This window comes from bacterium (assembly GCA_021372515.1).
GTDB lineage: Bacteria > Gemmatimonadota > Glassbacteria > GWA2-58-10 > GWA2-58-10 > JAJFUG01.
Genome location: JAJFUG010000109.1, coordinates 1 through 12604 on the forward strand (window position 1 = coordinate 1; position 12604 = coordinate 12604).

The window sequence follows — 12604 nt, forward strand, 5'->3', positions numbered from 1 at the left end:
GTCAGGCGGTACGTGTAGATCGAGTCCTTGAACAGGCGGCGGCTGACCAGCAGGCCGAACACCGAGGCGATCATGATCGGCAGGATGAGGCGGTAGTCGTTGGTCAGCTCGAACACCATCATGATCGCCGTGAGCGGGGCATGGCCGCAGCCGGCCAGCATGGCGCTGCTGCCGACCAGGGCGTAGGCGCCGATCTCGATCCCGGCCCCGCCGTGGGGCAACGGCAGCGGGCTGTTGAACAGCCAGCCGAAAATCCCGCCTGCCATCGCCCCGGTGAACAGCAGCGGGGCGAACACTCCGCCCGAGCCGCCCGAGCCCAGGGTGATGGATGTGGTCAGGATTTTCACCACCAGCAGGGCCAGCATCAGCTCCAGGCCCAACTGGCCGAACAGGGCGGCCTTGATCCCGCTGTAGCCGATCCCCAGAATCCCGGGGAGCTTGAGGCCCACCAGGCCCACGATCAGCCCGCCCAGAGCCGGACGGAGCACCTCGGGCACCTTGCGCATCCGGTTGAACACGTCCTCCGTCCCGTAGTAGACCCGGATGAAAACCACCGAGAGCAAGGCGCAGAACACGCCCAGCAGGCTGTAGTGGATGAGTTGCCAGTGTGAGATGATTTCGTAGTGCGGCACGGCGAACGCCGGGTGATCGCCCAGGGTGGCGCGGGTGATCGCGCTGGAGACCACCGAGGAGATGACCACCGGGGCGAAGGCGCTGGCCGAGAACGAGCCGAGGATTTCCTCCAGGGCGAACATCACCCCGGCGATGGGGGCGTTGAATATGGCGCTCAGGGCGGCCGCGGTCCCGCAGGCCACCAGGATCGCCAGACGGTTGGAGCTCAGGCCCAGCGAGCGCCCCACCCGCGAGCCGATCCCGGAGCCGATCACCACCATCGGGCCCTCCGGTCCGGCCGAGCCGCCCGAGGCGATAGTCACGATCGAGGCCAGAGTCTTGAGCAGGGTCTCTTTCAGGCTGATCAGGCTGCCGCGCTTGGCCACCGCCAGCATCACGTAGGGGATGCCGTGGCCGCGCACCCGGCTGTTCAGCTTGTACATCAAGCCCACGACCAGCCCGCCCAGCGCCGGGGCCAGGGGCATCAGGTAATGCCAGTGCGGCCCCATGCGGTCGAGCCGGGTGCTGAGCAGTTCCACAGCCGAGGCGCCGTAGTGAATGGCGCGCTCGAACCCGATGGAGGCCCAGGAGCCCAGCGCTCCCACCACCACGGCCAGGATGATCAGAAAAGAGCTTTCCTGTATCTGGAAACGCAGGAGAAGACGGTCCAGGGTCCTGCGCCAACTGAAGCGTGCGTGTTCGCTCAACAATTCCACCAGTCTCAGCTCAGGCTGAATATCTTGTTAAGGTGCTCCTGCGTGCCCACCAGGACCAGGCCGTCACCCGGATCGATCCGGTCCTCGCCGCGCGGGACGAAGTGCATCTGATGCTCGCCCTCGGTGCCGGGCGCGGGTTTACTCTGTCCCTCCGGCACGCCCTTGCGGATCAGAAACACCTGCACGCCGTAACGCTCGCTCAGGCTGAGCGCGGCCAGGGTCTGGCCCCAGAACAGGCGCGGGGCCTCGATCTCCACCATCTTGTATCCCGCCACCAGCTCCACCTCGTGGAAATGCGGGTCGCTGGTCAGGCTGCGCGCCACGTGGTCGCCCAGGTCGTGACGGATCACGGCGCGGCGGTAGGCGGCCAGCATGTCCTGCTGACGGAGCATGCCGATGGGCACCCCCGGACGCGCCGGGTCGACCACCGGCACCTCCTCGATCCCGCTGTCCCCGTAGCGCCGGATCACCTCGTCCAGGCGGTCATCCGCCTCCAGCACCGGGAAATCGAGCAGGGCCAGGTCCTGGGCCACCAGAAGGTCGCGCAGGTTGACATCCTGCATCACCTCCAGGATGTTCTGCAGCGGGACGAGGCCGGTCATCCGGCCCGACTCGTCCACCAGCACGAAACTCTGGTGCTGCTCGGTCAGGGCCTTGCCGATCAGGTGGGGCAGCGGCGCGCTGTCCTCGACCAGCGCCACCCGGGGCAGCATGACATCCCCGACTTTCAGGCTGCGCAGGATATTGAGGTCGCGGCCGCGGTAGATGTTGATCCCCTTGCGCACCAGCTTGCGCGTGTAGATCGACTGGCCGGAGAGCAGCTTGAACGCCACCAGGCTGGACAGGATGCTGGCGGTCATCACCGGCAGGATGATCGCATAGTCGCCGGTAAGCTCGAAGATTATCAGGATCACGGTGATCGGCGCCTGCATCGTCCCGGCGATCATCGCTCCCATGCCCACCAGGGCGTAGGAGCCGCTCGGGCTGATCAGGCCGGGGGCGGCCAGGTGCAGCAGCGAGCCGACCAGCCCGCCCAGCATCGCTCCCTGGAACAGCGCCGGGGCGAACACTCCGCCCGAGCCGCCGCTGCCCACGGTGACCGAGGTGGCGACGAGCTTGAGCAATGTCAGGGTCAGCAGCAGAAAGATCGGCAGACGGCTGTCCAGGGCCAGGTCCATCGAGTCGTAGCCCGAGCCGAACACGTGCGGGAACCAGATGCCGACCACTCCCACGGCCAGCATGCCCACCACGGGACGGGCCACCACCGGCAGGCGGGTGCGCTCGAAAAGGTCCTCGCTGCGGTAGAGCACGGTGACAAAGAGCCAGGCCAGCCCGCCGGCCAGCACGCCAAGACCGGCGAAGAACAGGAACTCCCAGCTGCTGACCAGGGGCATATGATGCACTATGAAGGCCGGAGCGTCACCCATCAGCCAGCGGCTGATCACAGTGGCGGTGACGCTGCTGATGATGATCGGGGTGACCTGGCTGAGGGCGAAATCCCCCAGGATGACCTCGATGGCGAACAGCGAGCCGCCGATGGGGGCGTTGAACGTGGCGGCCATGCCGGCCGCGGCCCCGCAGCCGACCAGGGTCTTGAGCCGGTTGTCCGAGGCGTGCAGGAGCTGGCCCACTCTGGAGCCCAGGGCCGCGCCGATCTGCACGATCGGGCCCTCACGTCCCACCGAGCCGCCGCTGGCCAGGGTCAGGGCCGAGGCCAGGGCGCGGGTGAACACCGTGCGCCCCCGCATCCGCCCCCCCCGCAGGGCGATGCTCTCCATCACCTCCGGCACACCGTGACCCTTGGTCTCCTGCGGGAAAAACCGGATCAGCGGGGAGAGGATCAGCCCGCCCAGGGCCGGGATCAAGAGGCGGTGCCACCAGGGAAGGGCAAGCAGCAGGTCGAGGAAATTGTCCCCCGGTCCGAAAAAGATACCCTGGAACAGGCTGATCAGCTTGCGGAACCCCACCGCGCCCAGCCCGCCCAGCAAGCCGATCACGACCGCCACGATCAGGATCAGGCGGGTTTCGGACCAGCGGTTGATCGAAAAAACGCGCACCAGGACTCGGCGGTATTGCAGCAACCGGGAGGGCGGATGTTCGGGAGAGCCTATGGGAGTGCTTTCAGAGGGTTCCATCGCTCGGCTGGCAAAGGTTCGGGCCGGCCCGCCCGGCAGTCGCGGCCAACAGCCCCCGACCATCAGCGGTCATGGAAACTGTGTAAACATTCAAGATATACAACTCTCTTACGATAGTAAACATTTTTTCCACAATATGCCAGTGGCGGACAGGGCTTTTCCTCAGCGAAGGCCGTCCCGAAAGGCTTTGCCCGCTGCCGGTCATTTTCTCTTGACAAACTAATCCTGCCGGATTAACTTAACGCTGAAATCGTTTGACATATCGAAAGCGCAACGATCCGAGCGGGAATAGCTCAGTGGTAGAGCGCCACCTTGCCAAGGTGGATGTCGCGGGTTCAAGTCCCGTTTCCCGCTCCATTTTTTTTCCGGTCAACAGGCGGCGTACCCAAGTGGCTAAGGGAGAGGTCTGCAAAACCTTTATTCGGCGGTTCGATTCCGCCCGCCGCCTCCACTGACCCGGCCGGAGGATTTTTTCAGCCGCAGATTCAAAGCCGTTTTCTCTTTTCCATACCGACCTTGCTTTTCAGCCCGCACTCCGCGATAATTAATCTCCAGAGACATTTTTCTCTCAATATACAGCCAGACTCAGTCCGGGTAAAAGCCGTTCGAGGAGAGTGTGCTATGCACCGGCACGCGATCTGCCACATCGAGTTTTCCTCCACCGACCTGGAGCGCACCCGCCGTTTCCTGGCCGGAATGTTCAACTGGAAATTCGATTCCTGGGGCGGCAATTACATGCTGTTCAAGCCTCCGGTCGGGGTGGGTGGCGGTGTGCAGCGGGTGGACGTGGTCAATCCGGGGGCCTCGCCAGTGGTGTTCGTGGAGGTGGAGTCGATCGCCCCGTACCTGAAAAAGGCGGTCGAGCTGGGGGGGGCTGTGGCGCAGGCGGAGGCCGAGGTGCCGCACACCGGCTGGCTGGCCCAGGTGCGTGACCCGGACGGCAACCTGATCGGGCTGTTCCGCCCGCACGCCGAGCCGGCCCATCCGCAGGCGATATGAGCGGGGATGGGGTTACAATCTGTTGCGACTGGTTATAAGTCTTTCGTAGGGGCACGGCACGCCGTGCCCTTTGTTTTTTCCTAAGGGGGACCGAGGGGGTTTTAATCCGCCAGGAGTGCCTCCACCGGGCCGGAGAGTGCGGTTCCCAGGCGTTGGGCGTGCATGCGCAGGGCGGCCCGCGAGGCCCCCAGGTGGATCGTGTCTGCCGCGGTGACAGAGAACGAGGCCACCAGCGCGGCGAAATCGAGGGCGCTGGCAAGCGGGGCCTGGCCCAGGCTGACCCGCTTTCGCGGCGGGCGGAGGATAAAGGGAAGCCCGGAGGCCGCGGCCACTATCACCCCGGCCGTGGTGGCATCCCCGGCCCCGGCCGTGCTGACCACGGTAACTTTCGCCGGCGGGGTGAATTCCCAGGCCCCGTCCTCGAACCCGGCCGAGCCCTCCGCGCCCAGGGTCAGGCAGATACGCATCTGCGGGTTGAGCGGCAGAAGACTATCCTCCAGCGCCCGGCAAATGGCCTCCCGTCCCGCTGAGGCGGCCTCCAGCCCGGTCAGGGCCTGGGCCTCATCCCGGTTGAGCACCAGGATACCGGTCCGGCTCAGAAGCTCCCGGCACTCAGTTCCATGCAACTCGGCTGAGGTGAACGCGGACACGCTGAGGAACCCGTGCGCCGCGGCCAGCTCCAGAAGCGCTTCCCGCGCGGCGAGGGGCGCCTCCGGGGCGGCCAGGGCGATCCCGTGGCCGGCGTATTCGGCGAAAAGGCCCTCCGCCTTGAGGATATCCTCCGGGCGGACCCGCGCGCTGGCGCTGTTGGCGGTGGTGATATTGCCCCCCGCTGAATCCGGATACTGGAAACAGACCGAGAACGTGGTGGCGGCCTGCGGGTCTTTCTCCACCCGGTCGACCTCGATCCCGGTGCGACTCATCAGCTCCAGCACCCCCGCTCCGGTGGAGTCCGCGCCCACGGCGCCCAGGGCCACCGTGCGGAAAGATCGCCCGGCGTTTGGTCCGAGCAGGGCCGCCACATAGTGCTCGATTATGTGCAGCTTGCAGAAATCCCGCGCCTCCAGCAACACCCCCTCGCGGCTCTCATCCCGTCCCAGGGTGTGGTCACCCACCAACTGAAAGAATATCCCGCTGCCGATCCCGCCGGTCCCGATGAGAATTCCGCAGCCGCCGGATGAGAAATTGGTCATGTAATTATCCTCAATGAGATCAAAGCCCTGGACCGTTCAGGCCTCTCTTGAAAAACACGGCCAAGTCGATTAAATTCCGTCCTAACATTTTACCCCGTACGCAACCCTGAATGCGCCGCTCCCTTGACCGCAGGCGGGGGGTTTTATGTTTTCCCGGGCTGTAAAGTAGCCCAATCCGTGGAAAAAACAAGACCGCTCGGGTGGAGGGAACAATGCGGGTGCGCGGTGTGCCGACAGCGGCTCTCTGGCTTCTTTGTGTTTTTCTTGCCGCCGCCGGGCGTCTGGGGGCGCAGGCGGCACGGCCGTCCCTGACCTTGGGGGTGCTGCAGGACGGGCCCTGGGCCGGGAACGACCGCGTGCTCGAACTGTTGCAGAGCGAGGCCCAAAGCCTTCTGGGTCGGGACTGGGAGGTTCGTTTTCCAGCCGACAAAATCATCCAGGCCGACTGGAGCGCCGCCTCGATCCGCAGCGGCCTCGACCGCCTTCTGGCCGACCCGTCCGTGGACATGGTGATCACCGCCGGGTTCCTCTCCTCCTATGCTGCCTGCCACTTGGACAACCAGGGGTTCGCCAAGCCGGTGATCGCTCCGTTCGCGGCGGATGCCGAGGGGCTGGGGTTTCCCCGGAGCGGCCAGGGCAGCGGCGTGCGCAACCTTCACTACCTCACTTTCCGACGGGACCTTCAGCGAGACCTTGAGGTTTTCCACGAGTTGGCCGGGTTCAAGCGGCTGACCGTGGTTATGGGGCAGGAGATCGCCGGCGCGTTCCCGGAGGTCTGCTCGCGCCTGGAGCTCCGTCTGGATTCCCTCGGCTACGCACACCGTTTCGTGCTGGCCGGGGCCATGGCTGGGTCTGTGCTCGATTCCCTGAGCGGGCAGGACGAGGCGGTCTACCTGGGCCCCACGCTGCTGATGGATGACGCCCAGTTCGGCGCCCTGGCCCAGGGCCTGGCCCGTCGCGGCATCCCCAGCTTCTCTATGCTCGGCCGCGGCGATGTGGAGCGTGGCATCCTGGCCTCGCTCGCCCCGGCGTTCGACCTTCAGCGCCTGGCGCGCCGCGTGGCCCTGGACATCCAGAGCATCCGCCTGGGGCAGGCCCCCGAGAGCCTGAGCGTGGATTTCACCAAGGGCGAGGACCTGGCGATCAACATGGCCACGGCGCGGGCCACGGAAGTCAAACCGGACTGGGAGATACGCACCGAGGCCACGCTGATCGACGATGAACCGCTCACCTCACGGGCGATAGACCTGGCCGGCGCGGTCAGGGAGGCGGTGGAGCGCAACCTCGACCTTCAGGCCCGCAGCCGCGAGGTGCTGGCCGGGGCGCAGGAGGTGAACCGCGCCCGCGCCAACCTTCTGCCCGACCTGGAGCTTTCGGGACAGGGGTTGGTGATCGACGCCGACCGGGCGCAGGCCAGTTTCGGGCTGCAGCCCGAGCGCACTGTCACCGGCAGCCTGGAGCTGACCCAGGTGCTGTATTCGGACAAGGCCTGGGGCAACCTGGAGATCCAGAAACGCCTTCAGGAGGCCCGCGAGCTGGACCGCGAGAGCCTCCGCCTGGATATCACCCGCGAGGCCGCCTCCGCCTATCTGAACATCCTGCGCGCCCGCGTTCTGGAGCGTATCCGCCGTAACAACCTCAAAGTCTCGCGCGAGAACCTCGACCTGGCCCGCATGCGCGTACAGATCGGCTATGCCGGTCCGGGCGAGCTGTACCGCTGGCAGGCCCAGATCGCCATGGACAAGCGGGCCGTGATCGAGGCCGAATGGAAAGTCCGCCTGGCCGCCAGTGAACTTAACCGCCTTCTGCAACGCCCGTTGGAGGAGCCACTGGCCCCGCGCGAGGCGCCCTTGGACAGCCCCGACCTTCCCACCGGCGACCCGCGCCTCGCCGCTTACATCGGCAACGCGGAGGACTACGCCCTCCTGCGCGAGTTCATGGTCCGGGAGGCCCTGGCCGTCAGCCCCGAACTGCAGCGCCTGGACAAGGCCATCGCCGCGCAGGAGCGGGCCCGGAAAATGACCTCGCGCTCGTTCTGGTCGCCCAGCGTGGGCTTGCAGGCCGGGTACAGCGAGCGTTTTGCCAAGAGCGGGGCCGGGGCCGAGGGGTTCAAGCTCGACCTGCCCCCGTCCCTGCCGTTCCAGATCGAGCTGCCCACGATGAACGACCATTCCTGGAACGTGGGTCTGGGGTTCAGCCTGCCGCTGTTCAACGGGGGCGGGAACCTGGCCGAGCACAGTCTGGCCGGGCGCAGGCTGGAGGAGCTTCGCCTGACCCGCCAGGCCGCGGCCCAGCGTATCGAGCAGCGCCTGCGGGCCGCGATGTTCCAGGCCGGCGCCTCCTGGCCCGGGATCCGGCTTTCGGCCCAGGCGGCCGAGGCCGCGCACCGGAACCTGGCGCTGGTCACGGATGCCTACGGCCAGGGCCTGCTCTCGATCACCGAGCTGCTGGAGGCGCAGAGCTACGACCTGACCGCCTCGCAGGCCGCCGAGAACGCGGTGTACGATTTCCAGTTCGACCTTCTGGCCCTGGAGCGCGCGGTGGGACGTTTCTGGATGTTCCGTACGGATTCCGAGAAAGAGGACCTGTTCCGCCGCCTGCGCGAGTATGCCGCCCAGGCCGGCAGCGCCGGGCCGGTCAACCCTTAGTCTGACGAGGCTGTGGAGGCAGGATGAATAAAGCTGCGGGAAAGACTGCGCTGTTCCTGATTGCGGCGGCGGCCCTTGGGCTGAGCGGCTGCGGGAAGAAAGCGGAGGATGCCGAGCCGCTGCGCCCGGTGCGTCTCCAGGCGGTGTTCAGCACGGGTGGGCAGCGGGTGCGCGTGTTCCCCGGGGTGGCCAAGGCCAAGCTGGAGTCGAAGCTCAGTTTCCGCGTGCCCGGCACCCTGGAGCACATCCCTGTGGTGGTGGGCGACAACGTGGCCGCGGGACATCTCATTGCCCGCCTGGAGCAGCCCGGATACCGCCTGGAGGTCCAGCGCGCCGAGGCGGGCCTGGATGTGGCCCAGGCGCAGGACCGCGCCGCCGCGGCCGCCTATGAGCGCATCCGCCTTCTTTACGAGAACAACAACGCCGCGCTCAACGACCTGGACCGCGCCCGCAGCACAGCCGAGTCGGCCCACGCCGCGGTGGATGCCGCCGACCGCCTGCTGAAGCTGGCCCGGCTCAAGCTTAGCTACACCGAGCTTGTCAGTCCGGTGGACGGCTCCATCGCCGCGGTGCTGTCCGAGGAGGGCGAGAACGTGGCCGCCGGCCAGCCGGTAGTGCTGCTCACCTCGGGCCGGCGTCCCGAGGTGGACATCGCGGTGCCGGAGGGCCTTATCTCGCAGGTGCAGGTCGGGGACAGCACCCGGGTGGAGTTCGATGCCCTGCCGGGGCGCAGTTTCACGGCCCGGGTGACCGAGGTGGGGGTGGCGGCCCTGGGACGGATGTCCGCGTTCCCGGTCTCGGCGCGCCTGGAGCAGGACGAGCCGGAGGTGCATCCAGGTATGGCGGCCCAGGTGACCCTGTATTTCAGGGCCGGAGCCGGACGCGAACGGCTGATCGTGCCCCTGGCCGCGGTGGGCCAGGACCAGGGCGGACGGTTCGTCTATGTGGCCGAGCCGCTCGATAGCCAGCTCGCAGTGGTGAACCGCCGTCCGGTGGTGGTCGGCGAGCTGACCGACGCGGGCCTCGAGGTGCTGAGCGGGCTGCGGGACGGTGAGCTGGTGGTCACCGCAGGAGTGAGCCGGATGCGTGACAGCCTGCGGGTGAAGCTGCCCGCCGCGACGGAGAACTGAGGATGAGTATCACCGAAGCCGCGATCAAATACAACCGTGTCACTCTGACCATGCTGCTCATAGTGGTGATCGGCGGTTTGATCGCCTACACCCGGATGGAACGGCGCGAGGACCCGGCGTTCACCGTGCGCACCGCCCTGGTGGTGACCTATTTCCCGGGCGGCAGCCCCGAGCGCGTGGAGATGCTGGTCACTGACAAGCTGGAGAAAGTGATCCAGGAGATCCCCGAGATCGACTACCTGGAGAGCGAGTCCAAGACCGGCCTGTCGGTGATCCACGTGAACATCCGCGAGGAATACAGTCAGATGCGCCCGATCTGGGACCGTCTGCGCCGCAAGGTGGAGAAAGCCGCGCCCGATCTGCCCAGCGGAGTGATCGGGCCGCTGGTGGATGACGAGTTCGGGGATGTCTACGGAGTGATAATCTCGATCACCGGCGAGGGGTTCAGCTATGCCGAGTTGAAAGACGTGGCCGACCAGACCCGCAACGATCTTCTGCACCTGGATGACGTGGCCAAGGTGGAAATTCTGGGGGCGCAACAGGAGCGCATCTTCGTCGAGTATAACAACGCCCGCCTGTCCGAGCTGCACCTTTCGAGCCTCCAGCTCAAGCAGATGCTGGAGAGCCGTAATATCCTGATCCCCGGCGGCAGCGTGATGATCGGGGATGAGCGCCTGGTGGTGGAACCGAGCGGCAATTTCGAATCTCTGGACGAGCTGCGCAAGAGTGTGATCAGCGTGCCCGGCTCCGGGCAACTGCTGACCCTGGAGGATATCGCCACGGTCCGGCGTGGCTATATCGACCCGCCGCAGTCGCTGATGCACGCGGACGGAACCCGCTGCCTGGGCCTGGCCGTGTCCATGCGCGATGGCGGCAACATCCTCAACCTGGGCCGCCAGGTGCAGCAGGTGCTCGACCGCCTGCAGGGCCAGTACCCCTGGGGCGTCCAGTTCGGACAGGTGGTGTTCGAGCCGCAGCGGGTGAAACAGAGCGTGGACGGGTTCGTGCTGAACCTGATCGAGTCGGTGCTGCTGGTGCTGGTGGTGATGCTGCTCAGCCTGGGGCTGCGTACCGGCGTGCTGGTGGCGAGCCTCATCCCGATGACCATCCTGACCACGTTCCTGGTGATGTATTACCTGGGGATCGGCCTGGACAAGGTCTCCCTGGCGGCGATGATCATCTCGCTCGGCCTGCTGGTCGACAACGCGATCGTGATGAGCGAGGCGATCATGGTCAAGATCGAGGCCGGCCATAGCGCCATGGAGGCGGCGGTCAAGAGCGCCCGCGAGCTTCGGGTGCCGCTGCTCAACTCCACGCTCACCACTTGCGCCTCGTTCCTGCCCATTTTCCTGGCCAAGAGCGTGACCGGCGAGTACACGGCCTCGCTTTTTAAGGTAGTGTCGATCTCGCTGCTCGCCTCCTGGACCCTGGCCCTGACCCTGATCCCGCTGCTGTGCGTGCATTTCCTGAAGGTGAAGACCCATGTGGAAAGCACCGAGCGTTTCTCGCGGCCGTTCTACCGCCGCTACCGCGGCCTTCTGCTCACCCTGCTGCGCCGTCCGCTCGTGAGCCTGGGCGGGTTCCTGGTCCTGTTTATCCTCAGCATGGCCTCGTTCGTTATCATCCCGAAAATATTTTTCCCGCCCAACAGCACGCCTCTGGTCAAGATCATGCTCGACCTGCCGGTGGGCACGGCCATCGAGAGCACCGAGCGGACCGTGAGCGGGATCGAGACTTTCATGCAGGAAGAACTGAGCGCCGACCCGCAGCACGGCAAGCCCGGGGTGACCGGCTGGGGCTCTTTTATCGGCCAGGGGATGCCGCGTTTCGTGCTCACCCATCACCCCAAGATCGCCAGCCCGGAGTATGCCGATATCCTGGTGCGCCTGAGCGACTACGATTTCCACGAGCAGTTGGCCGCCCGGATCGACTCGTTCTGCCGGGCCAACTACCCCGACCTGGAGGTGCGGGTCAAGCCGCTTGAGAACGGCCCACCGATCGACCACCCCGTGCAGTACCGCATCTCGGGACGGGACTACAACCGGATTTTCGCCCTGGCCGAGCAGGTCAAGGACCGTCTGGCCGGACTGGAGGGCACGCGGAACATATCGGATGACTGGGGCAGCCGCGCGGCCAAGCTGCTGGTGCGGATCGACGAGCCGCGGGCCCTGCGCGCCGGTGTGAGCAACCAGGACATCGCGGTCTCTCTGCTCACCCACCTGAGCGGTTTCCAGACCACCGAGTACCGCGAGGGCGACAAAGTGATCCCGGTCACCCTGCGCTCGGCCGCCGCGGGACGGGAGGATATCGACCGGATCGAAACCCTGAGCGTCTACAGCCAGATGACCGGCATGAGCGTGCCCCTGCGCCAGGTGGCCGATATCGAGGTGGCCTGGGAGCCGGCCCATATTGTGCGCCGCGACCGCTACCGCACCGTGACCGTCCAGTGCGACCTGGCCCCCGGAATGACCGCCAGCCGTGTCAACGCGCAGATGGTCCCCTGGCTGGAACAGCAGAGGAGCACCTGGGAGCTGGGCTACGGCTGGGAGCTGGGCGGCGAGGCCGAGACCAGCGGCAAGAGCCAGAACTCGGTGCTCGACCAGTTGCCCCTGGCCGGGTTTATCATCCTGATGCTGCTGGTGTTGCAGTTCAACTCGTTCCGCAAGCCGTTGATTATCCTGTCCACCATTCCGCTGGGCATGATTGGGGTGATCATCGGCCTGCTGGCGATGCATTCCTATTTCGGGTTCATGACCCTGCTGGGAGCGGTCTCGCTGTCCGGGATCGTGGTCAACATCGCCATCGTGCTGCTCGACCGGATCGACCTGGAACATTCCTCCGGTCTGGAACTGAGCCGCGCGGTGGTGGACTCGGCCCAGCACCGTATCCGTCCCATCCTGCTTTCCACCCTTACCACAGTGGGGGGCATAGCGCCGCTGTATTTCGGCGGGGATGTGATTTTCAAGCCGATGGCGGTGGCGCTGATGTTCGGACTGCTGTTTTCCACTCTCCTGACCCTGGGGCTGCTGCCTGTGCTTTACGCCCTGCTTTACCGTCTGGATTACAAGCATTTTGATTACTGAGGCGACTGGCAATCGCCTGAAAAAAGTTTCCGCTGGGCCCTGTCGCATTATTATCAAATGAAACGGTATTATACGGATGTGTGAGTTG

Annotated in this window: 7 protein-coding genes and 2 tRNA genes; 6 read left to right on the forward strand and 3 right to left on the reverse strand. The window is 65.8% G+C overall.

The window, feature by feature from the left end:
- Positions 1-1319, reverse strand: a 1319-nt coding sequence (locus tag LLH00_10705) for a chloride channel protein (GenBank protein MCE5271740.1), incomplete at its 3' end; no start/stop codon positions are given.
- A gap of 14 nt (positions 1320-1333) precedes the next feature.
- The gene (locus LLH00_10710; protein MCE5271741.1) at positions 1334-3385 is read right to left on the reverse strand and encodes a chloride channel protein; all 2052 of its coding nucleotides are present in this window, start codon (positions 3383-3385) and stop codon (positions 1334-1336) included.
- A gap of 360 nt (positions 3386-3745) precedes the next feature.
- Here LLH00_10710 and LLH00_10715 point away from each other — a divergent pair.
- From LLH00_10715 to LLH00_10725, 3 genes are all read left to right on the forward strand, one after another.
- A tRNA-Gly gene (locus LLH00_10715) sits at positions 3746-3820 on the forward strand.
- Between the two features lie 18 nt (positions 3821-3838).
- Positions 3839-3914: transfer RNA gene (locus LLH00_10720), tRNA-Cys, on the forward strand.
- Between the two features lie 170 nt (positions 3915-4084).
- A complete protein-coding gene (locus tag LLH00_10725; GenBank protein MCE5271742.1) occupies positions 4085-4462 on the forward strand; it encodes a hypothetical protein in 378 nt (125 codons plus the stop codon).
- Between the two features lie 101 nt (positions 4463-4563).
- Here LLH00_10725 and LLH00_10730 read toward each other — a convergent pair whose 3' ends face one another.
- Positions 4564-5655, reverse strand: a complete 1092-nt coding sequence (locus tag LLH00_10730) for a carbohydrate kinase family protein (GenBank protein MCE5271743.1) — start codon at positions 5653-5655, stop codon at positions 4564-4566.
- 212 nt (positions 5656-5867) lie between these two features.
- On the opposite strand from LLH00_10730, the gene LLH00_10735 reads away from it, so the two are divergent.
- Genes LLH00_10735 through LLH00_10745 form a run of 3 tightly spaced genes read left to right on the forward strand, consistent with a single transcriptional unit; the run spans position 5868 to position 12516 of the window.
- Positions 5868-8303: a TolC family protein gene (locus LLH00_10735; protein ID MCE5271744.1), complete on the forward strand. Its 2436-nt coding sequence runs from the start codon at positions 5868-5870 to the stop codon at positions 8301-8303.
- 23 nt (positions 8304-8326) lie between these two features.
- Entirely contained in the window at positions 8327-9433 is a 1107-nt protein-coding gene (locus tag LLH00_10740) for an efflux RND transporter periplasmic adaptor subunit (GenBank protein MCE5271745.1), read from the forward strand.
- A gap of 2 nt (positions 9434-9435) precedes the next feature.
- The gene (locus tag LLH00_10745) at positions 9436-12516 is read left to right on the forward strand and encodes an efflux RND transporter permease subunit (protein MCE5271746.1); all 3081 of its coding nucleotides are present in this window, start codon (positions 9436-9438) and stop codon (positions 12514-12516) included.
- Positions 12517-12604 lie beyond the last annotated feature (88 nt).